At 72.8% G+C, this 25,526-nt stretch carries 26 protein-coding genes; 6 read left to right on the forward strand and 20 right to left on the reverse strand.

What is annotated here, in order from left to right:
• The first annotated feature begins 1 nt into the window (after position 1).
• From ABZ318_RS07890 to ABZ318_RS07900, 3 genes are read left to right on the forward strand one after another with little or no spacing between them, the layout of a single operon-like run.
• The gene (locus tag ABZ318_RS07890; RefSeq protein WP_356901632.1) at positions 2-958 is read left to right on the forward strand and encodes a sugar ABC transporter permease; all 957 of its coding nucleotides are present in this window, start codon (positions 2-4) and stop codon (positions 956-958) included.
• A complete protein-coding gene (locus tag ABZ318_RS07895) occupies positions 955-1,806 on the forward strand; it encodes a carbohydrate ABC transporter permease (protein WP_356901633.1) in 852 nt (283 codons plus the stop codon). The genes ABZ318_RS07890 and ABZ318_RS07895 overlap by 4 nt, the downstream gene beginning before the upstream one ends.
• An 18-nt stretch (positions 1,807-1,824) precedes the next feature.
• The gene (locus ABZ318_RS07900; RefSeq protein WP_356901670.1) at positions 1,825-2,844 is read left to right on the forward strand and encodes a hydroxyacid dehydrogenase; all 1,020 of its coding nucleotides are present in this window, start codon (positions 1,825-1,827) and stop codon (positions 2,842-2,844) included.
• On the opposite strand, the gene ABZ318_RS07905 is transcribed toward ABZ318_RS07900, so the two are convergent.
• Complete coding sequence (locus ABZ318_RS07905; RefSeq protein ID WP_356901634.1) at positions 2,821-6,297, reverse strand: hypothetical protein; 3,477 nt, start codon at positions 6,295-6,297, stop codon at positions 2,821-2,823. The genes ABZ318_RS07900 and ABZ318_RS07905 overlap by 24 nt on opposite strands.
• Positions 6,298-6,343: 46 nt before the next feature.
• Between ABZ318_RS07905 and ABZ318_RS07910 the strand changes: the two genes are divergently transcribed.
• Complete coding sequence (locus ABZ318_RS07910; RefSeq protein WP_356901635.1) at positions 6,344-7,042, forward strand: ester cyclase; 699 nt, start codon at positions 6,344-6,346, stop codon at positions 7,040-7,042.
• Between the two features lie 64 nt (positions 7,043-7,106).
• Here ABZ318_RS07910 and groL read toward each other — a convergent pair whose 3' ends face one another.
• The 4 genes from groL to ABZ318_RS07930 form a co-directional block, all read right to left on the reverse strand.
• Complete coding sequence (groL, locus tag ABZ318_RS07915) at positions 7,107-8,735, reverse strand: chaperonin GroEL (protein ID WP_356901636.1); 1,629 nt, start codon at positions 8,733-8,735, stop codon at positions 7,107-7,109.
• Positions 8,736-8,854: 119 nt separating this feature from the next.
• On the reverse strand, positions 8,855-9,163 hold the full coding sequence (groES, locus tag ABZ318_RS07920) for a co-chaperone GroES (protein ID WP_010471835.1): 309 nt from the start codon (positions 9,161-9,163) through the stop codon (positions 8,855-8,857).
• Positions 9,164-9,309: 146 nt separating this feature from the next.
• Positions 9,310-9,594 (reverse strand): hypothetical protein, encoded by a 285-nt coding sequence (locus ABZ318_RS07925; protein ID WP_356901637.1) that lies wholly within the window; start codon positions 9,592-9,594, stop codon positions 9,310-9,312.
• The gene (locus ABZ318_RS07930; RefSeq protein WP_356901671.1) at positions 9,591-10,511 is read right to left on the reverse strand and encodes a polysaccharide deacetylase family protein; all 921 of its coding nucleotides are present in this window, start codon (positions 10,509-10,511) and stop codon (positions 9,591-9,593) included. The genes ABZ318_RS07925 and ABZ318_RS07930 overlap by 4 nt, the downstream gene beginning before the upstream one ends.
• A gap of 130 nt (positions 10,512-10,641) precedes the next feature.
• On the opposite strand from ABZ318_RS07930, the gene ABZ318_RS07935 reads away from it, so the two are divergent.
• Positions 10,642-11,832, forward strand: coding sequence for a class I SAM-dependent methyltransferase (locus tag ABZ318_RS07935; RefSeq protein WP_356901638.1), 1,191 nt, complete (start codon positions 10,642-10,644; stop codon positions 11,830-11,832).
• On the opposite strand, the gene ABZ318_RS07940 is transcribed toward ABZ318_RS07935, so the two are convergent.
• The 6 genes from ABZ318_RS07940 to tsaB are packed head-to-tail and all read right to left on the reverse strand — an operon-like array spanning position 11,771 to position 15,919.
• Positions 11,771-12,436 (reverse strand): hypothetical protein, encoded by a 666-nt coding sequence (locus ABZ318_RS07940; RefSeq protein ID WP_356901639.1) that lies wholly within the window; start codon positions 12,434-12,436, stop codon positions 11,771-11,773. The two genes, ABZ318_RS07935 and ABZ318_RS07940, sit on opposite strands and share 62 nt — an antisense overlap.
• A 48-nt stretch (positions 12,437-12,484) precedes the next feature.
• Positions 12,485-13,333 carry a polysaccharide deacetylase family protein gene (locus ABZ318_RS07945; RefSeq protein WP_356901640.1) on the reverse strand — a complete coding sequence of 283 codons (849 nt, stop codon included), beginning with the start codon at positions 13,331-13,333 and terminating at the stop codon, positions 12,485-12,487.
• A gap of 57 nt (positions 13,334-13,390) precedes the next feature.
• Positions 13,391-13,630, reverse strand: coding sequence for a hypothetical protein (locus tag ABZ318_RS07950; protein ID WP_356901672.1), 240 nt, complete (start codon positions 13,628-13,630; stop codon positions 13,391-13,393).
• Positions 13,631-13,641: 11 nt separating this feature from the next.
• The gene (tsaD, locus tag ABZ318_RS07955; protein WP_356901641.1) at positions 13,642-14,748 is read right to left on the reverse strand and encodes a tRNA (adenosine(37)-N6)-threonylcarbamoyltransferase complex transferase subunit TsaD; all 1,107 of its coding nucleotides are present in this window, start codon (positions 14,746-14,748) and stop codon (positions 13,642-13,644) included.
• Positions 14,748-15,212, reverse strand: a complete 465-nt coding sequence (gene rimI, locus ABZ318_RS07960; RefSeq protein ID WP_351192155.1) for a ribosomal protein S18-alanine N-acetyltransferase — start codon at positions 15,210-15,212, stop codon at positions 14,748-14,750. Before rimI ends, tsaD begins: the two co-directional genes overlap by 1 nt.
• Positions 15,213-15,262: 50 nt before the next feature.
• A complete protein-coding gene (gene tsaB, locus ABZ318_RS07965; protein ID WP_356901642.1) occupies positions 15,263-15,919 on the reverse strand; it encodes a tRNA (adenosine(37)-N6)-threonylcarbamoyltransferase complex dimerization subunit type 1 TsaB in 657 nt (218 codons plus the stop codon).
• A gap of 96 nt (positions 15,920-16,015) precedes the next feature.
• Between tsaB and ABZ318_RS07970 the strand changes: the two genes are divergently transcribed.
• The gene (locus tag ABZ318_RS07970) at positions 16,016-16,582 is read left to right on the forward strand and encodes a L,D-transpeptidase (RefSeq protein WP_356901643.1); all 567 of its coding nucleotides are present in this window, start codon (positions 16,016-16,018) and stop codon (positions 16,580-16,582) included.
• 46 nt (positions 16,583-16,628) lie between these two features.
• Here the strand turns inward: ABZ318_RS07970 and ABZ318_RS07975 are convergent, their stop codons facing one another.
• The 9 genes from ABZ318_RS07975 to ABZ318_RS08015 all read right to left on the reverse strand — a co-directional run bounded on the left by ABZ318_RS07975 (position 16,629) and on the right by ABZ318_RS08015 (position 25,363).
• Positions 16,629-16,784: a hypothetical protein gene (locus ABZ318_RS07975; protein ID WP_356901644.1), complete on the reverse strand. Its 156-nt coding sequence runs from the start codon at positions 16,782-16,784 to the stop codon at positions 16,629-16,631.
• A gap of 110 nt (positions 16,785-16,894) precedes the next feature.
• Positions 16,895-17,416, reverse strand: coding sequence for a tRNA (adenosine(37)-N6)-threonylcarbamoyltransferase complex ATPase subunit type 1 TsaE (tsaE, locus tag ABZ318_RS07980; RefSeq protein WP_356901645.1), 522 nt, complete (start codon positions 17,414-17,416; stop codon positions 16,895-16,897).
• Between the two features lie 10 nt (positions 17,417-17,426).
• The gene (locus tag ABZ318_RS07985; protein WP_356901646.1) at positions 17,427-18,587 is read right to left on the reverse strand and encodes an alpha/beta hydrolase; all 1,161 of its coding nucleotides are present in this window, start codon (positions 18,585-18,587) and stop codon (positions 17,427-17,429) included.
• Positions 18,588-18,593: 6 nt separating this feature from the next.
• Positions 18,594-19,742: an alanine racemase gene (gene alr, locus ABZ318_RS07990; protein ID WP_356901647.1), complete on the reverse strand. Its 1,149-nt coding sequence runs from the start codon at positions 19,740-19,742 to the stop codon at positions 18,594-18,596.
• Positions 19,743-19,762: 20 nt separating this feature from the next.
• The gene (locus ABZ318_RS07995; protein ID WP_356901648.1) at positions 19,763-20,668 is read right to left on the reverse strand and encodes a L,D-transpeptidase family protein; all 906 of its coding nucleotides are present in this window, start codon (positions 20,666-20,668) and stop codon (positions 19,763-19,765) included.
• 89 nt (positions 20,669-20,757) lie between these two features.
• The gene (locus tag ABZ318_RS08000; protein WP_356901649.1) at positions 20,758-22,209 is read right to left on the reverse strand and encodes an NAD(P)H-hydrate dehydratase; all 1,452 of its coding nucleotides are present in this window, start codon (positions 22,207-22,209) and stop codon (positions 20,758-20,760) included.
• A 60-nt stretch (positions 22,210-22,269) separates the two neighbouring features.
• Positions 22,270-22,638, reverse strand: a complete 369-nt coding sequence (locus ABZ318_RS08005) for a holo-ACP synthase (protein WP_356901650.1) — start codon at positions 22,636-22,638, stop codon at positions 22,270-22,272.
• Positions 22,639-22,645: 7 nt separating this feature from the next.
• Complete coding sequence (gene glmS, locus ABZ318_RS08010; RefSeq protein WP_356901651.1) at positions 22,646-24,493, reverse strand: glutamine--fructose-6-phosphate transaminase (isomerizing); 1,848 nt, start codon at positions 24,491-24,493, stop codon at positions 22,646-22,648.
• 102 nt (positions 24,494-24,595) lie between these two features.
• Entirely contained in the window at positions 24,596-25,363 is a 768-nt protein-coding gene (locus ABZ318_RS08015; protein ID WP_356901652.1) for a sensor domain-containing protein, read from the reverse strand.
• Positions 25,364-25,526 lie beyond the last annotated feature (163 nt).

Below are 25,526 nucleotides of genomic sequence, written 5' to 3' on the forward strand. Positions count from 1 at the left end.
GATGAAGGCCCGCACCCGCGCCGCCACGCTCCTGCTGACCCCCTTCTTCGTCCTGTTCACCGCGGTGATGGTGGTGCCGATCGGATACGCGGTCTGGCTCAGCCTCTTCACCGAGAAGCAGTCCGGACTAGGCTTCGGCGGCACCGAGACCGTCTTCACCGGCCTCGACAACTACACCGCGGCGCTGGGTGACCGGGCCTTCCTCGAAGGCTTCGGCGTCCTGCTCGGGTACTGCCTGCTCTACATCCCGCTGCTGCTCGCCGGAGCCCTCGGCCTCGCCCTCCTGCTCGACTCGGCGCTCGCCCGCGCCCGCCGCTTCTTCCAGCTCGCGCTCTTCCTGCCGCACGCCGTCCCCGGCATCATCGCCGCACTGATCTGGGTCTACCTCTACACACCCCAGCTCAGCCCGGTCGTGCAGGCCATGGACGCCGGAGGCGTCGGCTTCGACTTCTTCTCCCCCGAAGGCACCCTGCCCTCCGTCGTCAACATCGCCCTGTGGGAGTGGCTCGGCTACAACATGGTCATCTTCTACGCCGCCCTCCAGGCCATCGACCGCTCCGTCCTCGAAGCCGCCACCGTCGACGGCGCGAGCGCCTGGCGCATCGCCTTCGCCATCAAGGTCCCGCTCATCAAGGCCTCGCTCGCGATGGTCGGCCTCTTCACGATCATCGGCTCCCTCCAGCTCTTCACCGAGCCGCTCATCCTCAACAAGGGCACCGGCTCCGCCGTCACCTCCACCTGGACGCCGAACATGTACGCCTACACCGCGGCCTTCGACCGCAACGACTACGGACTCGCCGCCGCGGCCTCCGTACTCCTCGCCCTGACGGCGGCGCTGCTCTCCTTCGCCGTGACCCGGCTGACGGGCCGCCGCAAGGCGGGCGCGACGAGCGCGGCACACGAGCCGGCCACAGCGGGCACAGCGGGCACGGCGGCACGGAAGGAGCAGACGGCATGAGCAACCGCTCCCCCAACCGATGGCTGTCCAAGGCGGCGGTCAACGGCGCCCTCGTCCTCGCCGTCGTCTACATGCTCTTCCCGCTGGTCTGGCTGCTCACCGCCGCCACCAAGGACGCCGGAGGCCTCCTCGCCGGAAACGCCTTCTCCTTCGAGGGCTTCGACCTCGGCGGCAACCTCTCCCGGCTCGCCGAGTACAACGACGGCATCTACTTCCACTGGTACGCCAACAGCCTCCTCTACGCGGGCCTCGGCGCCCTCGCCTGCTCCCTGATCAGCGTCGCCGCCGGATACGCCTTCCACGTCTACGACTTCCGGGGCAAGGAGAAGCTCTTCGGCCTCGTCCTCCTGGGCGTGCTCGTCCCCACCACCGCGCTCGCCCTGCCGATGTACCTCCTCGCCAGCGAAGTCGGCATCGTCAACACCTACTGGGCGGTCCTCGTCCCGGTCCTCGTCAACCCCTTCGGGGTCTACCTCTCCCGGGTGTTCTGCGCCGGCTACATCCCCGACGAGGCCCTCGAAGCCGCCCGTATCGACGGCGCCGGAGAGATGCGCGTCTTCTGGTCCATCGGCCTGCGCATGGTCATGCCCGGCTTCGTGACCGTCTTCCTCTTCCAGTTCACCGCCGTCTGGAACAACTTCTTCCTCCCCCTGGTGATGCTCTCGGACCAGAAGCTCTACCCGCTGAGCCTCGGCCTGTACGCATGGAACAGCAACGCCCACGCCGAACCCGACTACTACCCCCTCGTCGTCACCGGATCCCTGCTCGCCGTCGTCCCCCTCGTCATCGCCTTCGTCTCCCTCCAGCGCCACTGGAAGGCCGGCCTGACGGCCGGCAGCGTCAAGTGAGGAAGGCCTGTGACCACCATGCACCCCACCACTGACAATCGCCCGACGCTCCTGCTCGCGATGGGCCCCGGAGTCGACGAGCGCCTCCTCACGGAAGCCCACCGCACCCGCCTGTCCCACCTCACCCGGACCGACCCCCACCTGGTCGCCCACGACCTGACCTCCCCGGCCCCGCGGGTCGCCGCCGCCCTCGCCGAGGCCGAGATCCTCCTCACCTGCTGGGGAGCGACCCCCCTCACCCCCGAGGTCCTCGACCGCGCCCCGCGGCTCACAGCGGTCGTCCACGCGGCCGGCTCCGTCAAACACCACATCACCGACGCCTGCTGGGACCGGGGCCTGCGCGTCACCTCGGCCGCCGCCGCCAACGCGCTGCCGGTCGCCGAGTACACGCTCGCCGCGATCCTCTTCGCCGGGAAGCGGGTCCTGCGCTCGGCCCAGCGGTACGCCGAACTGCGCACCGACCACGCCTGGCTGGAGGAGTCCACCACCTGGGGCAACCACCGCCGCACGATCGGGATCGTCGGCGCCTCCCGCATCGGCCGCCGGATCCTCGAACTCCTCCGCCCCTTCGACTTCGAGGTCCTCCTGTACGACCCGTACGTGACGACCCCGCCGCCCGGCACCGCACTCGTCGGCCTCGACGAACTCTGCGCCCGCAGCACGATCGTCTCGGTGCACGCGCCGCAACTCCCCGCCACGCACCACATGATCGGCGCGGCGCAGCTCGCCGCGATGCCGACCGGCACGACCCTGATCAACACCGCCCGGGGCTCCCTCGTCGACGAGCAGGCCCTCCTCCCCCACCTCGTCTCCGGCCGCCTCCACGCGATCCTCGACGTGACGGACCCGGAACTCCCCTCGCCCGACTCCCCGTTGTGGACCCTCCCGAACGTCCTCCTCACCCCCCACGTCGCCGGCTCCCTCGGCAACGAACTCCACCGGATGGCGGACCAGGCGATCGAGGAGGTGGCGCGGTACGGACGCGGAGAACCCTTCGCGGAGGAGGTACGGGCGTCAGACCTCCAGCGCTCGGCGTAGCCGCGCGGCCTCGTCGAGGACGAGCGGAACCGCCTCGGGCGCGACGGCGAGCACGGCCGGCAGCACGACCGGCCGCTCCCCCAGCCGCAGCGCGAGGACGGCCCAGCGCCGGGCCCGTACGGGATCGGGCTCGGCCCGGGCCAGCAGGGCGTAGGCCTCGCCACAGGGCGCACCCACGTGGTGCATGCCGTCGAGGAGGGTGGCGGCGTGGTCGTGCCGGCCGGCCCGCAGCAGTTCGGTGACCACGGTGACGGACCACCGACCCGTATAGCTCTGCGGATGCTTCCGGAACCGGGCCAGTACCTCGTCGTACGCACCGATGACGACGAGCGCGACGGGCGAGTTCCGCTGCCACGGGAACCGGGCGAAGCATTCCCTGCCGAGGACGGCCGCGTTCTCCGGTCGCACGACGCACTCGGCACGCAGCAGGTCCAGCGACGAGGGCCCGTCGAGCTTCCCGGCGCGGGCGACGGCCAGGAAGTGCTCGGCGTCCTCGCGACGCCCCTGCCGTACGCAGGCCACCACCATCCGCGCGTACACCTTCACGACGTTCAGCGTGTCGGGCAGGCGTGCCATCAGTTCCTCCGCCCGCTCCCGGGCACCGGCGCCGGCGAAGGCCACGGCCGCATCCTGGATGATGCCCGACCTCGGGTCCGTGTGGTCGACCACGCGCAGGGCCCGGTCGAACTCCCCCTCGGACGCGTGCGCCTCGACGAGCCGGGAGAACAGGTCGTGTTGCAGGCCCCGCGGCGTCACCCGGACGAACGTCTCCGCCCACTCCAGCCGCCCCGCCGCGAGGGCCGCGCGGGCAGCGTCGTGCGGCACCAGACCCGGCTCGTTCTCCACGGCTTGGAGCAGGTCCACCGCCTCGTCGCGCCGTCCGGCCTCCGCCAGCGCCCGGGCGAGCGCCGCCAGGTCCCCGGCCAGCGCCTCGCGCGTGGGTACGCGCGCTCTCCTCTCCTCCGCCGCGAGCAGCCGCCGGGCCTCGGCGACGTGGCCCGCCTCGTAGAGCGCCTCCGCGAACACGGCGACGGCCTCCGCGTTCTCCCCGATGTCCCTCATGACCGCACGCGCCCGGTCCACCGCCCCCTCCGCGACCAGCCGGCGCAGGAAGGCTCCGAGCACCCGGAGGCCACCGGCGCTCTGCCCGGAGCTTCGCCAGGGCGCGTCCGGGCTCTCCACGAGCCGTCCGCACAGCGGGGCGACGGCGTCCAGGTCGCCGCGTGCCAGCAGCGCCTCGGCGAGGGTGGGCCAGGGATCGTGGGCGTACCAGCGCGTGTCCGAGGCCGGGGCCAGGGCCAGGGCCCGCTCGACGGCGCCGGCCCTGGCCAGCTCGCGGGCGATACGTCCGTGCGCGTCCGCCCTGCCGGTGGTGTCCAGGGTCCCGGCGACCTCCAGGGCTTCGTCCCAGCGGCCGTGCTTCACCAGCGTGAGGACGTACGAGAAAGCCGTCTCCCCCGTACCGGCGGCCCGCGCCGCTTCGGTCTCCCCGGCCGCGAAGAGGGCGTCGATCACCGCCCCGCCGAACCTGGCGATCTGCCGGGAGTCCAGGCGCTCCCGGAGCATCGCGGCAGTGCGCAGCAGTTGCTCCGCCGCCTCCCGTTGCCCGGCCGCACGCAGTGCGACCGAGGCCCGGAGCTGCAACACCACCTGTCCGCCCGGTTCCTCCTTCCCCCGGTACGCCTCCTGTACCGCCTCCTCGGCGTGACCGTCCCGGGCCAGGGCCTCCACGACGGCGGCCCGCAGGACAGGTCGGCTGGTCGGGTCCGACTCCTCCTCCAGGAGGGCGACGGCCCGTCCGTACTGCCGCGCCGCGAGCAGCAGGTCCACGAGTACCCGGCGGGAGTGGAGGCGCACGCGGGCGCCTGTCCTCCTCACCAGCCGTTCCGCCCGCTCGTGGGCGCCGAGGCGGACGAGCAGCAGGGGGAGGGCATCCCCCATGACGGGCGGGGTGAGGCCCGAGAAGCCCGCTGTCAGCGGCTCCGCCTCGTCGGCGAGCTCCTCGGCCCGCTCCCGCTCCCCCGCGTCCAGCAGCTTCTCCGCCACCCCGCACAGTCCGGCGACGGCGCGGGCCCCCTCCATGCTCCGGGCGAGCGCCACGGCGCGGTCCGGCTGTCCGACGGCCGCCCACCCCACCGGCAGGCAGAGCGGCACGCTTCCGCTGTCCCGCAGCAGCGCCGACCGGGCCGTCGCGAGCCGCAGCGCGGCCGCCACGGAGTCCCCGGCCTCCGCCTCGCCGAGGACCGCGTCCTCCGCCGCTCCGATCTCGGCGAGGGCCGCCGCGTCTCCGCCCGTCACGGTCAGCAGCCGTTCGTGGCGCCGCTCGTCCGCCGCACAGGCCACCAGCCGTGCCACGTCCCGCTCGGCCCGCAGCATCGGGACGTAGCCGTGCAACAGGTAGTCCGGGGTGCCGTCCGGCCAGCCCTGCTCCTGTTGGCGATCGGCCCATCCGTGCAGCACCGTCCGCCACCGGTCGAGCTCCCGCTCCCCCAGCATCTCCCGCGCTCCGGCGACCAGTTCCTCGTGCGCGAGCAGGTACGTCTCGCCCCGTACCGCGAAGGTCCGGCCCGGCCCCGTCCTGAGCACGTCCTTGACGTGGTACGGGACCGCGCCCGTCAGTTCCACGAGGTCGTCCGCGGTCAGGCCGCCGCCGCCGGCGGTCAGCAGCCCCAGGAGTTCGTACGGGAGGCCTCCCGCCTCCAGGAGCCGCTTCAACTCGCGTTCCGCCTCCGTCCGGATCGCGCGGGCCCTCGGGGAGGGGGCCAGGATCCGGACGACGTCGGGGTCGCGGAGCGGGTGGTCGTCGGGCACATCGGCCGGGAGCGGCGGGTTGAGGCGGCCGGAGACGATGACGGGCAGGTCGTACGGGAGGAGGGAGGCGATCGAGTGGGCGTCGGGGCCGGTGGTCACGCCCCGGTCCTCGTCCAGGCCGTCGACGAGGAGGACCAGCCGTTCGCCGCGGGAGGCGCAGGACTCCGCGGCCGACGAGTACAGACGCAACAGGTGGGCCTCGCGGGTGGCGGCCGTCAGGAGTGCGGGGAGACCCTCCCCCGCCACCTCCGCCAGCTGCTCCAGGACGACGTCCACGTACGCGGCGACGTCGTTCTGAGCGCCGAGCCGGGCCGTGACGAAGAAGGGGACGATCCGGACGCCCGGCGGTGGGTCGAGGGCGAACCAGGAGAGGAGGGCCGTCTTCCCCGCCCAGGCCTCGGCGCGCCACCAGGTGTACGCGGGGCCGGAATCGGCGAGGCAGAACGCCGCGAGTTCCGCCAACTCCACTTCGCGGCCGACGAGTTCGGGGGGAGCGATCCGGCGGACCTGTTCCCGGTACGCCGAGCGGACGGAAGCCGGTGCCGGGCCGCGCACGACGTGGTTTCCGTCGCCGATGACGACGACGCCCGAGCCGTTGTCGACCGTGATCGGCGGCCGCTGCTCTCCCCCTGCCCGCTCCATGCGTCCAACCTAGACTGAAGGGGTCCTACCTCGGTCGGGAGGCGTCATGACTTTCGTACAGATCATCGACTGCAAGACGAGCCGGGTCGACGACCTGAACCGGCTGATGGACCGGTGGGTCGAGCAGACCAAGGGGAAGCGGACCGCGACGCACAGCATCGTCGGCAAGGACCGTTCCGACGCCTCTCACGTCGTGGAGATCGTCGAGTTCCCCTCGTACGACGTGGCCATGCGCAATTCGCAGCTCCCCGAGACCGACCGGATCTTCCGTGAGATGGTCGCGCTCTGTGACGAGATGCCGACCTTCACCGACCTGGACGTGGTCCGGGACGAGCAGATGTACAAGGCGGCCTCCCGCCGGTTCTTCGAGCTGCTCTCGGAGCCCGGGGAGCTCCCGCCGCTGGACGAGGTGTTCGCCGAGGGGTACCACGACCACGATCCGAGCACTCCGAACGACGCGTACGGCATGGACGCGGTGCGGCGCGAGGCCGAGATGTGGCGGGCGGCCTTCGACTTCACCTTCACCGTCGAGGACCAGATCGCCGACGGCGACCGGGTCTGCACGCGCTGGACCTGGAACGGCACCCATGTCGGCGACTTCATGGGGCTCCAGCCGACCGGGATGGAGGTGAGCATGACCGGGATGGTCGTCCACCGCTTCCGGGAGGACGGGAAGGCCGTCGAGGGCTGGTGGCAGTACGACCTGCTCGGGCTCATGGAACAGCTCGGAGCCGTGGAGGCGTGAGAAAACACCGAGGCCCGGTGCTCCCGCGACGGGAGCACCGGGCCTCGGCTACGGGCTACAGGCCTCAGTGGGAGTGGCCGTGACCGTGGCCGTGGCCGTGGTCCGCCGGCTCCTCTTCCTTCTTCTCCACCACGAGGGTCTCGGTGGTGAGGAGGAGGGAGGCGATCGAGGCGGCGTTCTCCAGAGCGGAGCGCGTCACCTTCACCGGGTCGATGACGCCGGCCTTGACCAGGTCGCCGTACTCGCCGGTCGCGGCGTTGAAGCCGTTGCCCTTCTCCAGCTCCGCCACCTTCGAGGTGATGACGTAGCCCTCGAGGCCGGCGTTCTCGGCGATCCAGCGCAGCGGCTCGACGGCGGCGCGGCGGACGACGGCGACACCGGTGGCCTCGTCGCCGGTCTTGTCGAGGTTGCCCTCGAGGACCTTGACGGCGTGGACGAGCGCGGAGCCACCACCGGAGACGATGCCCTCCTCGACCGCGGCGCGGGTCGCGGAGATGGCGTCCTCCAGACGGTGCTTCTTCTCCTTCAGCTCCACCTCGGTGGCGGCGCCGACCTTGATCACGCAGACGCCGCCGGCGAGCTTCGCGAGGCGCTCCTGGAGCTTCTCGCGGTCCCAGTCGGAGTCCGTGGACTCGATCTCGGCCTTGATCTGGTTGACGCGGCCCGCGACGTCCTCGGAGTTGCCGCCACCGTCGACGATGGTGGTGTCGTCCTTGGTGATGGTCACGCGGCGGGCGGTGCCCAGCACGTCGAGACCGGCCTGGTCGAGCTTGAGGCCGACCTCCTCGGCGATGACGGTGGCACCGGTGAGGGTGGCCATGTCGCCGAGCATCGCCTTGCGGCGGTCACCGAAGCCGGGGGCCTTGACGGCCACGGCGTTGAAGGTGCCACGGATCTTGTTGACGACGAGGGTGGAGAGGGCCTCGCCCTCGACGTCCTCGGCGATGATCAGGAGCGGCTTGCTGGCGCCGGCCTGGATGACCTTCTCCAGGATGGGCAGCAGGTCCTGGATCGAGGAGATCTTGCCCTGGTGGATCAGGATGTACGGGTCGTCGAGGACGGCCTCCATGCGCTCCTGGTCGGTCACCATGTAGGGGGACAGGTAGCCCTTGTCGAAGGCCATGCCCTCGGTGAAGTCGAGCTCCAGGCCGAAGGTGTTGGACTCCTCGACGGTGATGACACCGTCCTTGCCGACCTTGTCCATCGCCTCGGCGATGAGCTCGCCGACCTGCTGGTCCTGCGCGGAGAGCGCGGCGACGGCGGCGATGTCGGACTTGTCGTCGATCGGGCGCGCGGTGGCCAGGAGCTCCTCGGAGACGGCCTTGACGGCGGCGTCGATGCCCTTCTTCAGGGCGGCCGGGGAGGCGCCGGCGGCGACGTTGCGCAGACCCTCGCGGACCAGGGCCTGGGCGAGCACGGTGGCGGTGGTGGTGCCGTCACCCGCGATGTCGTTGGTCTTGGTCGCCACCTCCTTCACGAGCTGGGCGCCGAGGTTCTCGTACGGGTCCTCGATCTCGACCTCGCGGGCGATCGTGACACCGTCGTTGGTGATGGTGGGGGCGCCGAACTTCTTGTCGATGACGACGTTGCGGCCCTTGGGGCCGATCGTCACCTTCACCGTGTCGGCAAGCTTGTTGACGCCGCGCTCAAGGGCGCGACGGGCGTCCTCGTCGAACTTCAGGATCTTCGCCATGGGAGCGGTTCAGCCCTCTCGGAATCGGGTGGAACGAACCGCGCCCCGGGGCGCCTGGGAAAGGGGCCTCGGGGCGCAGCTCAAAGCATCTGCTTCAGGTACTTCGGTACTTCGGAGAATTACTTCTCGACGATCGCGAGCACGTCGCGAGCCGAGAGGACGAGGTACTCCTCGCCGCTGTACTTCACCTCGGTGCCGCCGTACTTGCTGTACAGCACGATGTCGCCGGTCTTGACGTCGAGCGGCAGACGCTCGCCGTTCTCGAAGCGGCCCGGGCCCACGGCCAGGACGACGCCCTCCTGGGGCTTCTCCTTGGCGGTGTCCGGAATGACCAGGCCAGAGGCGGTGGTCTGCTCGGCGTCGAGCGGCTGGACCACAATGCGGTCCTCGAGCGGCTTGATGGCAACCTTGGAGCTGGTGGTCGTCACGATCCGACCTCCCCCTTCGGAGATCTCACGGGGTTAACTGTCTGAGGTGGCGACCAGGTGGATCCGTCGTCGCGGGTGCCGGACCTGCCCGTCGCTGTGTTGGCACTCTCCAGTGGGGAGTGCCAGAGCCGAGACTATGACCGCGATTAGCACTCGGTCAAGCGGAGTGCCAATTCATCGTCCCGTGGCGTGACCGTACGGGGCGCCCGGGCCCCTTCGCAGCGCTTCGCGTCCACCGCCGCCCGTACGTGCTGGACCGGCGAGGGGCGGGGACGCACCTGCTCCGCCGCCTTCCGGCCGAGCCGCTCGATCGGGTCGACCGAGGAGGCGCAGGCCGGGAGGGCGAGGAGCGCGCCCGTCACGGCGAGGGCGGCGACCCACCTCGTACGCGGCCTCCTCGTACGCGGCCCCTTCGTACGTGGTCCTCTCATACGTAGTCCTCGAGTTTCGCCACCGCGTACCCCTTGGACGTGATCACGTTCATCACACGGCGGATCATGTCCGGCATGGTGCCCTTCCAGTCCTCCTTGCCGCGGAAATGGGTGAGCACGATGTCGCCGGGGTGCAGGTCCCGGTCCCACTCGCGCCACTCCATGTGGTCGGGGAAGGCCTCGGCGGCCCAGAGCGGGACGGCCTTGACGCCGCAGCTCTTCGCGGCGCGCAGGGTGTCCTCGTTGTAGTTGCCGTACGGCGGGCGGAAGAGCGGGGGCCGCTTGCCGAACCGCTTCTCCATGACGTCCTGCATGCCGCAGATCTCGTGCTTCTGCTCGCCGTACGAGAGTGCGGGCAGGTAGCGGTGGTGGAGGGTGTGGTTGTGCAGGGAGACGCCGGACTCCTGCGACTTCTGCATCTTCGCGAAGTAGCCGTAGTCGTCCTTGACGACGTAGTCGCTGAGGAAGGCGCTGTAGGGGATCCGCAGCTCCTTCATCATCGTGAGCAGCCGGGGGTCCTTCTCCGCGCCGTCGTCGATCGTCAGGAAGACGACCTTCTGCTTGGTCGGCACGGTGGTGAAGACGGGCGGCAGCCCCTCTCCGTCCGTCTCGAAGCCCTTGCGGGTGGTGATCTTCGGCTTGACGGCGGGCGGGGCGGGCGCTTCGAGCGGGGGTTTGGCGAGGCCCCACTTCTTGGCGGCGAGCACGCGGGCGGCGCGCCGCGCGCGGACCCTCTCGACGTACGCGTTGAGGGCGCCGGCGACCGGGCCCCGCTGTCCGGCGGCGGCGGGGGCGGGTGCGGGTGCGCCGCGCTCGGGTTCGGCACTGCCGGAGCAGGCCGTGGCGGCGGAGGCGAGGGCGGCCACGGCGAGCGCCGCCCCGAGCGTCCGGCGGGAGCGGTGCACACCCTTTGCCATCATCTGATCCTTTTGTCGTACGAGCTGCATGGCGCCGCATCCTGTCAGCGCGGGGCCCCTTCCGAGCCACGACACCGCCGTACCGCACCCACCGTCCCCCGGGCGGCCCACAGGCGCCCTGGGGCGCAGAATGGGGCGGGTGACCGACCTCGCCTCCTTCGCCGCCCTGCTCACCCCCGAGGGGCAGACGCTCCTCGCCGCCCTGCGCGACTACGACCCCGCCCAGGAGCTGGCGGTCGCCTCCCGGCTGCGCCGCGACCACCCCGCCGAACTCGTCACCGCGGCCCTCGGCCAGGCGCGGCTGCGGCAGCGGGCGGTGGCGAAGTTCGGCGCCGAGGACGCGTACCGGATGTACTTCACGCCCAACGGCGTCGAGCAGTCGACCCGCGCCTCGGTCGGCACGTACCGGGCGGCCCGGCTCAAGGCGCTCGGCGTCCGCGGCGTCGCGGACCTCTGCTCCGGGATCGGCGGCGACGCGATCGCCCTGGCCCGCGCCGGGATCTCCGTCCTCGCCGTCGACCGGGACCCGCTGACCGCCGAGGCGGTCCGGGCCAACGCGGCGGCGCTCGGCCTCGCGGAGCTGATCGAGGTGCGGTGCGCGGACGTGACCGAGATCGACACGAGCCCGTACGACGCGGTCTTCGTCGACCCGGCGCGGCGCGGCGGCCGGGGCAGGATCTTCGACCCCGAGGCGTACTCCCCGCCGCTCTCCTGGGCGATCGACGCGGCCCGCCGGGCGCCGCACGCCGCCCTGAAGGTGGCGCCGGGCATCCCGCACGAGGCGGTCCCCGAGGAGGCCGAGGCCGAGTGGATCTCGGACGGCGGGGACGTGAAGGAGGCCGTGCTCTGGTTCGGCACGGAGCCGGGCGCCCGCCGGGCCACGCTGCTGCCCTCCGGCGCCGGGCTCACCGGCCGGGGGCTGCCCGATCCGGCGGTCCGCCCGGTCGGCCGCTATCTGTACGAGCCGGACGGCGCCGTGATCCGCGCGCATCTCGTCGCCGAGGTGGCCCAGGAGCTGGACGGCGGCCTGATCGACGAGACGATCGCGTACGTGACGGCGGACGCGCTCGTCCCCACCCCGTACGCCGCCGCGTACGAGATCACCGACGAACTCCCCTTCAACCTGAAGAAGTTGAAGGCCCTGCTGCGGGAGCGCGAAGTCGGCACCCTCACCGTGAAGAAGCGCGGTTCGGCGGTCGAACCCGAGGAGATCCGCCGCAAGGTGAAGCCGAAGGGCCCCCACGCGGCGACGGTGCTGCTCACTCGGGTCGCGGGAGCCCCGACGATGCTGATCGGCCGGCCCGCGGGCGGTGGGCGGTGAGCCGCACCGCGAAGCGGTAGTGGCCGACGGCCTTCGCCAGGCCGGTCAGCCCCGTGACCCAGAGGATCAGGGCGACGCCCATGCCGTACGCGACCAGGCCGTAACCGTCGTCGCGGGTGGCGGCCGCCGGGACGGCGAAGCCCAGCCACAGGCCGGTCCCGCACATCGCGGCGGACAGCAGCAGCCAGCAGACGCTGAGGAGGGGAGCGCGCAGCCGGGCGTCCGTCGGGCCGTGCCGGTCGAGGACCGCCCACAGCACGAGGCGCTCACGGACGGTCCGGTCGCGCCGCAGGCTGCGGACGGTCAGCCACACGGCCGGGACGAGGATCCCGATGCCGGGGACCGCCGCGAGGACCCCGAGCATCGTCGTCATCGGGTCGGGGAGCGGCGCGCCGATCTCGATGAGCAGCACGCCGATCAGCGACCAGCCCAGTTCGAGCAGGAGGAACCAGACAAGGAACAGCGCGAGCCGCCCGCCGCCGAGCAGCCGCCTGCCGAGTTCGTCGAGCGCCAGCGCCCGGTCGGCGAGCCGCGCCTCCCGGTCGGGCCAGCTCTGGAGCTCGGCGGGCGGGGGCGGAGGAGGGAGCGGGGTACGCGGGGACATGCCAGCACCCTAAGGCGCGCCTCGCCGAAACGATTGACCCGGTGGGCCTCAGACGTAGTCCTCCAGGCGCGCCACCGTGAACCCCTGCTCCTGGATCTTCCGCAGCAGGGTCGCCGTCATCTCGGTCATCGTCCGGCCCTTGAGCTCGGACGGGCCCCGGAAGTGGGCCAGGATGATGTCGCCGGGGTGCAGCTTCCGGTCGCCGCGCTGGTACTGCATGTTCTTGATCTGCATGGACTCGCGCCACAGCACGATCGCGTCGAGACCGCACTCCCCCGCCGCCGCGCGCGTGGCCTCGTTCCAGTTGCCGTACGGCGGCCGGAAGAGCCGCGGGGTCGTGCCGTACCGCTGCTTCAGCTTCGTCTGCTGGCCGCAGATCTCCCGGCGCTGGGCCTCCGGGGAGAGGGTGCGCAGGTCGGGGTGGGTGAGGGTGTGGTTGGCGAGGCCGTGGCCCTGGGCGACGAGCGGCGCGAAGTACGGGTAGTCGGCGCGGATGGCGGCGTCCGTGAGGAACATCGTGACCGGGACCTTGAGGTCCTTCATCATCCGGACGAACTCGGGGTCCTTCTCGGCCCCGTCGTCGATCGTGATGAAGACGATCTTCTCGTGGGTGGGGATCTCGCTGATGACGGGCACCGGTCCGCCGGCCGCGCGGACCACGGGCTTGGCCGCGGGCGGGGCGGGCGGGGCGGCGAAGGGCTTCAGACCCCATCTCCGGTACGCGGCGGCAGCGGCGGCTCCCGGGGCTTCGGGCGCCTTGCGTCCGGCTTCCCTGGTGGGCGCGGTGGACGGGGAAGCCGTCGGGGCGGGGGCGGCTTCCGGCTTCTCCGTCGTGCAGCCGGTCACCAGGAGGGCGACGGCGGTCAGGGCCGCCCACAGCGCGATCGTCTTCTTCACACGCTGTGGGATGCCCGAAGCGATCGAAAGGTTGCTCTATTTCCGGACGCGTGTCGGCTATTCGATCGATTCGAAGCGCCAGCGGTGGACCGGACGGGTGATCAGTTCCGCGTCCGGCTCCGGCAGTTCGGGCAGCTCCGCGTCGAAGGTCTCCGCCTCCCACCAGGTGAGGACGAGGACCCGGTCCTGCGGGGCCCGGAAGAGCTCCCGGCGGACCGGCTCACGGGCGAGGACCCGGGCCCGTGCCCACTCCAGGAGCTCGGCGCCCCGGCCCTGGGCGGCCCTGGCCTCCCACATGAGCGTGAGCCTCACGAGTACAGGTTCTCCTTGCTGACCTCGTGCACGTGGTCGTGGTCGTGGTCGTGGGAACGCCCCGGCACGTGGGGGTCCGTCACCGGCAGGGACGAGTCCGCCGACAGCTCCAGGTCGGAGGCCGCCCTGCCCCGGGCGACCATCTCGGAGCCGAGGGCCGCGACCATCGCGCCGTTGTCGGTGCACAGGCCCGGCCGGGGCACCCGCAGCCGGATCCCGGCGCGCTCGCAGCGCTCCTCGGCGAGGGCCCGCAGCCGCGAGTTGGCGGCGACGCCGCCGCCGATCATCAGGTGGTCGACGCCCTCGTCCTTGCAGGCCCGGACGGCCTTGCGGGTGAGCACGTCGACGACCGCCTCCTGGAAGGACGCGGCGACGTCCCGTACGGGCACGTCCTCGCCGGCCGCCCGCTTGGCCTCGATCCAGCGGGCCACGGCGGTCTTGAGGCCGGAGAAGGAGAAGTCGTAGGCGGGGTCGCGGGAGCCGCTGAGGCCGCGCGGGAAGGCGATCGCCTCGGGGTCGCCCTCCTTGGCGAGCCGGTCGATGACCGGGCCGCCGGGGAAGCCGAGGTCGAGGACGCGGGCGATCTTGTCGAAGGCCTCGCCGGCCGCGTCGTCGATGGTGGCGCCCATCGGCCGCACGTCGGAGGTGATGTCGGTGGAGAGCAGCAGCGAGGAGTGCCCGCCGGAGACGAGCAGGGCCATCGTCGGCTCGGGCAGCTTGCCGTGCTCCAGCTGGTCGACGCAGATGTGCGAGGCCAGGTGGTTGACGCCGTAGAGCGGCTTGCCGAGGGCGTAGGCGTACGCCTTGGCGGCGGAGACGCCGACGAGCAGGGCGCCCGCGAGGCCGGGTCCGGCGGTGACGGCGATGCCGTCGAGGTCCTTCGCGGAGATCCCGGCCGTCTTCAGGGCGCGCTCGATCGTCGGGACCATGGCCTCCAGATGGGCGCGGGAGGCGATCTCGGGCACGACGCCGCCGAAGCGGGCGTGGGTGTCGACGCTGGAGGCGACGGCGTCGGCGAGGAGGGTGGTCCCGTGGACGATGCCGACGCCGGTCTCGTCGCAGGAGGTCTCGATGCCGAGTACCAGCGGTTCGTCAGCAGCCATCAGATCTCAGTCCCAGTTCCTTGAACGATCAGTCGCATCACGAGCGCGTCGACATTGCCCGGCTGGTAGTAGCCGCGCCGGAAACCGATGGGCTCGAAGCCGAAGCGCTCGTAGAGCTTCTGGGCCCGGGTGTTGTCCACGCGCACTTCGAGGAGGACCTCCTCGCACTCGAAGGCGGTGGCTTCCTTGAGCAGGTCGGTGAGGAGCCGGGCGCCGAGGCCCGTGCCCCACTGGTCGCGGGAGACGGCGATCGTCTGCACGTCGCCGAGTCCGCCGGCGGCGGCGAGCCCGGCGTACCCGACGAGACGGCCGTCGGCGGGGTCCTCCGCGACGACGTAGTGGCGGGTGGCCCGCGGTCCCCTGGCGTGCGCGAGCTCCGACCAGAACATCCCCTCGGACCATGCGTCCTCGGGGAACAGCTCGGCCTCGAGCGCGAGCACGGGCTCGATGTCCCACCAGCGCATCTCGCGCAGCACGGCCCCGGTCACCGCCCCGGCTCCGGTCACGGCGGCGCTCACTTGGGGGTGACCACCTTGTAGTTCTTCGGCACCTGCGCGTCGGGGCGCCGCAGGTACATCGGCAACGGGTCGAGGAAGCCGTCCTCGCCCTTGGCCAGCTTCTCGGCCGCGAGCCCGGCGAGCGCGGCGGCCGACTGGTGCTCGGGGTCGCGGGCGTCCGGGAAGGCCTCGGGGTAGAGGCGGGCGCCCGCGCCGACGACGGGGAGCCCGGCGAGCCGCTCGGCGATGTCGGCGGGCCGGTCGACGGACGCGTCACCCACACGGGTGCGGAAGTCCTCGTACCGCGCCCAGTACACCTCCTTGCGGCGCGCGTCCGTCGCGACGGCGAAGGGCCCGTCGATCCCGGAGGCGTACGCGAGGCCGTCGAGGGTGCACAGGCCGTGCACCGGCACGCCGAGCGCCGACGAGAAGGCCGCGGCCGTGACGAGGCCGACCCGGAGGCCGGTGTACGGGCCGGGGCCGACACCGACGACGATCCCGGTGACCGCGTCCAGTTTCAGCCCGGCCTCCTGGAGGACGCGGTCGACGGCGGGCAGCAGCAGCTCCCCGTGGCGGCGGGCGTCGACCTGACTCGACGAGGCGACGACGGCCTCGCCGTCGTGGAGGGCGACGGTGACGGCGGGGGTGGCGGTATCCATGGCGAGCAACAGCACGCGAACAGCCTACGGCTCCCGGGCACGCTGCCCCGAACCCCGGGGCGTCGGCTGCTACCGTCACCCTTCGATACGTACGTACGAGAGGTGGGCACGGTGGCAAGGAGCAGCTCGGGATTCGTGGCCGGGCTCACCGCGGCAGCCGTCGTCGCGGTCGGCGTCCTCGCCTACCAGGCCTCGGCGAACGCGCCGGCCGATCTGTCGGCGAAGCCGCGGACGTCGGGCACGGCCGCCCCCGCGATCTCGCCGAGCGGCGGCCCGAAGCAGCCGGCCAAGGACCCCCTCGCCGTCCCCGCCGGTTCGGGCAGCGGCGAGCGGGTGGTGTACTCGCTCGCCGACCGCCGGGTGTGGCTCGTGGACGGGAAGGGCCGGGCGACCCGCACGTTCAAGGTGTGGCCGAGCACGGTCGACCCGGTCCCCGGCGCGTACACGGTGACCTCGCGCTCGGGCTCGGTGCGCGGTTCGGACGGCGTGCAGATCGAGCACGTGGTGCGGTTCGCGACCGCCGAGGACGTGGCGATCGGCTTCAGCGCGGCGGTCGACGGCTCGACGCCGTCCCCGGACCCGGCCCGGAAGACCGGCGGCATCCGGATGAAGCGGGCCGACGGCGACGTGCTGTGGGCGTTCGCGGTGATCGGCGCGAAGGTCGTCGTCGTCGCCTGACCGGCCCGGCCGGGCCGCGGCCCGGCCGTGATCCGCCGGACGGGTTCTACGCCGCCTCGTCCCGCACGGCCTCGTTCCCTTCCCCCTGCTCGGACGGCTCCGGCGGCGGGGTCGAGAGGGCTCGGGCGGCCGCGCAGGACGCGAGCAGCTCACTCATCGGGACGTGGTCCCGGGCGGTTTCCGCGCGTTCGGGCGTCGCCATGCATGCCTCCCGTAGGTTAGGTGCACCTAACCAGCTTGTGCATCCATGTGACCACGGCGCGTGGGACCCACGCAACACCTTCCCGACACGTTGTCGGAATCTACGTGCGTTCAGACCAGCGCGAGGTCCTCCTCGGCCCAGCGCGCGCCGATCCCGCGCAGCACGACCGTGCGCCGGTCGTCGTCGGTGTCGCCGGTCACCCGGTGGATGAGGAGGTGCAGCCGGTCGTCGGTCAGCTCCTCGACCTTGCCGTCACCCCATTCGACGACGACCACGGACTCGGGCAGCGAGACGTCCAGGTCGAGGTCCTCCATCTCGTCGAGGCCGCCGCCGAGGCGGTACGCGTCGACGTGGACCAGGGCCGGGCCGCCGACCAGGGACGGGTGGACACGGGCGATGACGAAGGTCGGGGAGGTGACGGCGCCCCGCACCCCGAGCCCCTCGCCGAGGCCGCGGGTCAGGGTCGTCTTCCCGGCGCCGAGCTCACCGGTGAGCATCACGAGGTCGCCGGGGCGGAGGACCTTCGCGAGCCGGCGGCCGAGCTCCTGCATCTGCTGCGGGGACTCGACGGAGAGGGTGGCGCCGGAGACGGGCTGGTCGGCGCCGGGAACGGACTGGTGCGCTGCTTCCATACCCGCAAACTTAGCTCGTACGGAACGGCTCCCCGGCCGGGACGGCACCGGCCCGCACCAGCAGGTCGGCCAGCCGGTCGGTGACCGCCTCCGGGTGCTCCAGCATCACCAGATGGCCCGCGTCCGGGACGATGACGAGCTCCGCGTCCGGCAGCAGGCCGGCGATGGCCTCGGTGTGCGAGCTGGGGGTGACCAGGTCGTTGTCCCCGGCGAGCGCGAGCACCGGCAGCTCGCGCAGGACGGCGAGGGCGGCGGCCTTGTCGTGCTCGGCGAAGGCCGGGTAGAAGGCGGCGACCACGTCGATCGGGGTCGACTCGATCATCCGCTCCGCGAAGCGGGCGACCGCCGGGTCCACGTCCTTCGACGCGAACGAGTACTTCTTGATCAGCCCCGCGAAGAGGTCGGCGGTCGCCCGGCGCCCCCGCTCGACCAGCTCCGCCTGGGAGCCGAGGGCCCGCAGGACGCCCGGCAGGACCCGCCGGACGGCGTTGACGCCGGCGAGCGGCAGCCCGTACGTCACCTCCGCCAGCTTCCCCGACGAGGTGCCGACGAGGGCGACGCCGACGACCCGGTCGCGGATCAGCTCCGGGTACTGCTCGGCGAGCGCCATCACCGTCATGCCGCCCATGGAGTGCCCGACGAGGACGAGCGGCCCCTCGGGTGCGGCGACGTCGAGGACGGCCTTGAGGTCACGGCCGAGCCGGTCGATGGAGACGGGCGCCCCGCCGGGCCCGGCCTGGGAGTTCCCGGAGCGGCCGTGGCCGCGCTGGTCCCAGTGGACGGTGCGGACGAGACCGCGCAGGGCGGCCCGCTGGAAGTGCCAGGAGTCCTGGTTGAGGCAGTAGCCGTGGCTGAAGACGACGGTGACGGGGGCGGGCTCCTTCCGCCCGAAGAGCCGTCGGCGGCGGCCGGCCGACGAGGCCTCCTGCTCGACCTCGTCCACCTCGTAGTGGAGGACGGTCCCGTCGTCGGCGAGCGCCCGGCCGGGCGTGCCGCGCAGCCCGCCGTACGGGCCGGTCGCGTCCAGGGCGAGCCGTGCCTTCTGCCGTACGGAACGGCCGACGGTGAGCCGCTCCACGGCGACCCCGGCGGCCGCTCCGGCGGCGAGGACGCCTATCGCGGCACCGGCGAACCCGGCACGCCGCCAGCTGCTCCCACTCGACTCCGCCATGGCGGGCTACTCCCCCAGGTAGACCCGCGGGACGCGCGCCCCGATCCGGGTGACGATCTCGTACGCGATGGTGTCGGCGGCCACCGCCCAGTCCTCGGCGGTCGGCTCGCCCCGGTCGCCGGGGCCGAAGAGCACGGCCTCGGTGCCGGGCTCGGGGGCGTCCCCGCCGAGGTCGACCACGAACTGGTCCATGGCGACCCGCCCGGCCACCGTGCGGACCCGGTCGCCGACGAGCACCGGACCGCGCCCGGAGGCGTGCCGGGGCACCCCGTCCGCGTACCCCAGCGGGACGAGTCCCAGGGTGGTCTCGCCCTCGGTGACGTAGTGGTGCCCGTAGCTCACCCCGTGCCCGGCGGGCACGTGCTTGACCAGCGCCACGCTCGCCTTGAGCGACATGACGGGCCGCAGGCCGAGCTCGGCGGAGGTGCCGAGCTCGGGGCTCGGCGAGACGCCGTACATCGCGATGCCGGGCCGGACCAGGTCGAAGTGGGCCTCGGGCAGGGTGAGGGTGGCCGGGGAGTTCGCGATGTGCCGGACCTCGGGCCGGACGCCCGCCTGCTCGGCGTGGTCCAGCATCGAGCGGAAGACGTCGAGCTGGGCGGCGATGGAGGGGTGGTGCGGCTCGTCGGCGCAGGCGAAGTGCGACCAGAGGCCGGTCACCTTCACGTGTCCGTCGACCTCCGCCTTCAGGGCGGCCCCGACCAGCTCGGGCCAGTCGGCGGGCTGGCAGCCGTTGCGGCCGAGACCGGTGTCGGCCTTGAGCTGGATCCGGGCGGTCCTCCCGACCGCCCTGGCCGCCTCGACGACCGCGTCCAGGGCCCACATGCCGCTGACGGACATGTCGAGGCCTGCCTCGATGCCCTGGTCCCAGGGGTCCCCGGGGGTCCAGAGCCAGCACAGGACGGGCACGTCCGTGATCCCGGCGGCGCGCAGCGCGAGCGCCTCGTGCGGGGTGGCCGTGCCGAGCCAGTCCGCGCCCGCGTCCAGAGCGGCGCGGGCGCAGCGCAGGGCGCCGTGTCCGTACGCGTCGGCCTTGACCACGGCCATGATCCGGACGTGGGGGGCGACGCGGGCGCGCAGCGTGCGGACGTTCGCACGCAGCGCGCCGAGGTCGATCTCGGCGCGGGCCCTGGGGGGCGGAGGTGTCTCAGTCATCGCGCCCAGTCTCTCAGGTGTCAGTGCCCGGGCCGCTTTCCCCAGATGTAGACCCGGTCACCCTTACGGAGGACGCCCCAGAGTTTCCGCGCGTCGGCGTAGCTCAGATTGACGCAGCCACGGCTGCCGCCGGGCGTGGCGAGCTGCCCGTAGACGGCGTGGAAGGCCTGGCCCCCGCTGAAGAACTGGGCGTACGGCATGGGGGTGTCGTAGATGGACGACCAGTGGTCCTTGTGGCGCCAGTAGACGGTGTGCCAGCCGGTGCGGGTGGCGTAACCGGGCCGCCCGGTCCGTACGTTGACAACCTGGTACGTCACCTTCTTTCCTTTTCGCACCCACATGAGCTGGCGGTCGAGGTCGACGCAGGCGACGGCGTACGTCTTCACCGGGCAGCGCCGGCCCGGGTCGAGGTTCTTCCGGGCGGCGAGCAGCTCGGCGCGGGCCCAGGTGACGGGCCCGGCGTACCCGGCGGCCGGCTTGATCTTCTCCTTCACCTGGAAGGCGCGGATCGCCCGGCAGTCGGCGGCGGACTGCTTCCCGTCGACCCGCAGTCCCAGCAGCCGCTCGACCCGCCGCTGATAGGTGCTCGCCTTCGCGGTACAGGCCGTGCCGGCGGCTCCGACGGCGCTGCGCGGCAGGTACTCGACCAGCTCGTCGACCTCCTCCTCGGGCTCGGGCACGGGAACGTCGCCCTCCGGCGGAAGGGGCGGCAGCACCTGATCGGGCGTGTCCATCGGATACTCGGCCGACCCGGCACCGACGACCCCGGGCACGAGCGGATCGGGATCGCCGACGGGAGGGGCGGCGAGGACGGGGGTGCCGGGGTCCGGCGGGGCGGCGAGGGCCACGGGGCCCAGCGCGAGCGAGGCGGCGAGGACGAGGAACAACGGCGCGGTACGACTTCTCCAACTGGTCACCCCACCCACCCAATCCGCCCCGCGCCCCGGCAGCGCGCGGGAACCCACGGCTGGGTCAACGGTGTTCGCCCGAGTGGGGGTGGACCCGACGTCGTCCGCTACGCCCCCGCCGTCACGTCCCGCCACGCCCCCCGCAGCGAGTCCGCCACCTCCGTGGCCGTCACCGGCGCGCCCCCCTCCGCCGCCCGCCGGGCGGCGAGCCCGTGCAGATAGGCCGCGCAGGAGGCCGCGTCCAGGGCGGGAAGGCCCGCCGCGAGGAGGGAGCCGGCGAGCCCGGACAGGACGTCGCCGCTGCCCGCCGTCGCCAGCCAGGACGTCCCGGTCGGGTTGACCCGTACGGGCTCGCCGTCCGCCCCGCACACCACCGTCGTCGAACCCTTCAGGAGGACCGTCGCCCCGAAGCGGTCCGCCAGTTCGCGCACCGCCGCGAGCCGCCCCGCCTCGACCTCCTCCCGCGCGACGCCGAGCAGCGCCGCCGCCTCGCCGGCGTGCGGGGTCAGCAGGGTCGCAGCCGTACGGGCCCGGACGGCGTCCGGCGCGAGCCCCCGCAGTCCGTCCGCGTCGACGAGCACGGGAACGTCCGAGGCCAGGACCTCCGTGACGGCGACCCCGGCGCCCGGGCCCTCCCCGAGACCGGGCCCGACGACCCACGCCTGGACCCGGCCCGCCTTGTCGGGGGGCCCGGGGTGCACCAGCGTCTCGGGGTGCGCGGCGATCACGGCGTCGCCGGCGTGGCCCACGTACCGCACCGCCCCCGCCCCGCCGCGCAGCGCGCCCGCCACGGCGAGCACGGCGGCACCGGGGTAGCGGGCGGAGCCGGCGAGGACACCGACGACGCCCCGCCGGTACTTGTCGCTCTCGGCGCCCGGCACCGGCAGCAGCCGCGCCAGGTCCTCGTGCTGGAGGGCCTCCAGGTCCGGCACGCCGGGCAGCACCTCGCCGAGCCCGATGTCGACGAGCCGCAGCGCTCCCGCGTACTCCCGGGCCGGGTCGACGAGCAGGCCCGGCTTGTACGCCCCGAACGTGATCGTCGCGTCGGCCCGCAGCGCCTCGCCGTGGACCTCCCCGGTGTCGGCGTCGACGCCGCTCGGCAGATCGACGGCGACGACGACGGCGTCCGAACCGCGCGCGGCCCGGGCGACGGGCACGGCCCCGGGGCGCAGGCCCCCGCGTCCTCCGATGCCGGTGATGCCGTCGAGGACGAGGTCGGCGGCGGCGAGGGGCCCGAACGGCTCGTCGGCGACCCGTCCGCCGACCGCCCGGAGCGCCGCGAGCCCGCCCTCGTGCGCCCGCTCCCCGAGCAGCACCGCCGTGACGCCGGCGCCGCGCCGGGCGAGCCGGGCCCCGGCGTACAGGGCGTCGCCGCCGTTGTCGCCGCTGCCGACGAGCAGGACGACCCGGGCGCCGTACACCCGCCCCTTCCCGAGCAGCGAACAACAGGCGGCGGCGAGGCCGGCGGCGGCGCGCTGCATGAGGGCGCCGTGCGGCAGACGGGCCATGAGCTCGGCCTCGGCGGCCCGTACGGTCTCCACGCGATAAGCGGTACGCATGCCCAGCAGTCTGCCGCGAGCACGGCCTCTCCGCAGGCACACCCTCACCGGGCGGCGGGGTCACCCCTCCGCGATCACCACCGCCGACGCCACCCCCGCGTCATGGCTCAGCGACACGTGCCAGTGCCGGACGCCCAGTTCCGCCGCCCGCGCCGCCACCGTCCCCCGTACCCGCAGCCGCGGCTGCCCGCTGCCCTCGACGTACACCTCCGCGTCGGTCCAGTGCAGTCCGCCCGGAGCGCCGAGCGCCTTCGCGAGTGCCTCCTTCGCGGCGAAGCGCACCGCGAGCGAGGCGAGCCCGCGCCGTTCGCCGCTCGGGAGGAGCACTTCGCGCTCGACGAAGAGGCGCTGGAGCAGCCCCGGCGTCCGCTCGATGGACACGGCGAAGCGGTCGATCTCCGCCACGTCGATCCCCACCCCAATGATCATTTCCCACTCACTCCACGGTCACGGATTTGGCCAGGTTGCGCGGCTGGTCGACCTCGTTGCCCCGCGCGGTGGCGAGCTCGCAGGCGAAGACCTGGAGCGGCACGGTGGCGACCAGCGGCTGGAGCAGCGTAGGCGTGGCGGGGATGCGGACGAGGTGGTCGGCGTACGGGACGACGGCCTCGTCGCCCTCCTCCGCGATGACGATGGTCCGTGCTCCGCGGGCCCGGACCTCCTGGATGTTCGAGACGATCTTGTCGTGGAGGACGGAGCGGCCGCGCGGCGAGGGCACGACCACGACGACCGGCAGGTCCTTCTCGACGAGCGCGATCGGCCCGTGCTTGAGCTCGCCCGCCGCGAAGCCCTCGGCGTGCATGTAGGCGAGTTCCTTGAGCTTGAGCGCGCCTTCCAGGGCCACCGGGTGGCCGACGTGCCTGCCGAGGAAGAGGACCGTGTTCTTGTCGGCGAGGGACCGGGCGAGGGCCCGTACCGGCTCCATGGTCTCCAGGACGCGCTCGACCTCGTCGCCGATCCGGGCGAGGTCGCGGACGACGGCGTGGATCTCGTCGCCCCACTTGGTGCCGCGCACCTGGCCGAGGTAGAGGGCGAGCAGGTAGCAGGCGACGAGCTGCGTGAGGAAGGCCTTGGTGGAGGCCACGGCGACCTCGGGCCCGGCGTGCGTGTAGAGCACGGCGTCCGATTCCCGGGGGATGGTCGAGCCGTTCGTGTTGCACACGGCGAGCACCTTCGCGCCCTGTTCCCGGGCGTGTCGGAGCGCCATGAGGGTGTCCATGGTCTCGCCGGACTGGGAGATCGCGATGACGAGGGTGCGCTGGTTCAGGATCGGGTCGCGGTAGCGGAACTCGCTGGCGAGTTCGACCTCGCAGGGAATGCGGGTCCAGTGCTCGATGGCGTACTTGGCGATGAGTCCGGCGTGGAAGGCGGTGCCGCAGGCGACGACGACGACCTTGTCGGCCTCGCGGAGCACGGCGTCGGGGATGCGCACCTCGTCGAGGGTGAGCCGGCCGGCCGCGTCGATCCGCCCGAGCAGGGTGTCGGCGACGGCCTTGGGCTGCTCGGCGATCTCCTTGAGCATGAAGGAGGCGTAGCCGCCCTTCTCGGCGGCGGAGGCGTCCCAGTCGACGTGGTAGGCCCGGACGTCGGCGGGCGCGCCGTCGAAGTCGGTGACGGTGACGCCGTCCCTGGTCAGCTCGACGACCTGGTCCTGCCCGAGTTCGATGGCGGAGCGGGTGTGGGCGATGAACGCGGACACGTCGGAGGCGAGGAAGTTCTCCCCCTCCCCCACGCCGACGACGAGCGGCGAGTTCCGGCGGGCGCCGACGACGGCGCCGGGCTGGTCGGCGTGGACGGCGACGAGGGTGAAGGCCCCGTCGAGGCGGCGGCAGACGAGCCGCATGGCCTCGGCGAGGTCGCCGACGGAGGAGAACTCCTCGGCGAGGAGGTGGGCGACGGTCTCGGTGTCGGTCTCGGAGAGCAGCGCGTGGCCGCGCTCGACGAGCTCCTCCCTGAGGGCGGCGAAGTTCTCGATGATGCCGTTGTGGACGACGGCGACGCGCCCGGCGTTGTCCAGGTGCGGATGGGCGTTGGCGTCGGTGGGCCCGCCGTGGGTGGCCCAGCGGGTGTGCCCGATGCCGACGGAGCCGCCGGGCAGCGGCCGGTCGACGAGCTCCTTCTCCAGGTTGACGAGCTTGCCCGCCCTCTTGGCCGCGGCGATCCCCCCGTCGGAGAGCACCGCGACACCGGCCGAGTCGTAGCCCCGGTATTCGAGCCGCTTGAGGCCCGTGACCACCACATCAAGCGCCGACTGCCCGCCGACGTAACCCACGATTCCGCACATGACGGCAGGCTACGCCGGAACCCCTCCCACCGGCCGGAGTCGGCGCGGGGCGCGCCCCCGCCCGTGTCGCGGGGGGGCGGGGGCGCACCGGAGGGGCCGGGGTCAGCCGAGCTTGGCGGCCTGCGCGTCGATGACGGCCTTCGGCAGCTCCTTGACGCCACCGGGGGCGAAGCTGATCGTCGAGAAGGACGCGAGCGTGTTGCCCTGGCGGAAGACGACGAGCTTGCTGGTGAACGGCTGGCCCTCCAGGTCGGAGGTGACGGTGAAGGCGACCGCCTCGTCACCCGCGGTGGCGCTCTCCGGGGCGACCTTGGAGACCTTGGTCTTCTCCGTGCCGTGGACGACCGCGAACCCGCCGGCGCACTCGGTGCCGGCCGTCTTCACCGAGGCGAAGGCCTCCTGGGCGCCCTGTCCGTCGTACGAACCGAGCGTCACCGCCGTCACCTGCACGCCGAGGCCGCCGAGGAGCGCGTCCTCCGGCGAGGCCGTCGCGTCCTTCTTCGGCTCGGCGAGCACCTTGCGCTGCGCCGACGCGGCGGGCGAGCCGGGCGAGATGAAGGACATGGCGTGGGCGATCGGCTTGCAGGCGGCCTTGTCGGTGGTGACCTTGTCCGCCGGGACCACGTCCTCGGTGTCGGCCTTCTTCACCTGGTGGCCCTTGATGTCGCCCTGCTCGACGATCAGCTTGTCCAGCTCGGCGGCGGACAGCGCCTTCGCGGCGGGCGCGCTGCTCGTGGCGGAGGCGCTCGGCGCGGAGCCCTTGCCGCCCTTGTCCGAGTCGGCCTTCTCCCCGCCCCCGCACGCGGTGACGAGCAGCGCGAGGGAGACGGCGGTGGTGGTGACGGCGGTGCTCCGGATGAACGTACGCATGCGTGTGGTGCTCTCTGTTCTCATCGTGCCGCCTCGGGGCGGCTCCCCCCGCGAAGGACAGGAGCCCACGCGGCATCAGCATGATCACCCTAGAGGCAGGATCGGACAATGGTTTTTGTCGCGTGACCGACCCCACGACCCACGGAGCCCGCCGACCCCCGAC

This window comes from Streptomyces sp. NPDC006197, from assembly GCF_040613865.1.
In the GTDB taxonomy this organism is placed as follows: Bacteria; Actinomycetota; Actinomycetes; order Streptomycetales; family Streptomycetaceae; genus Streptomyces.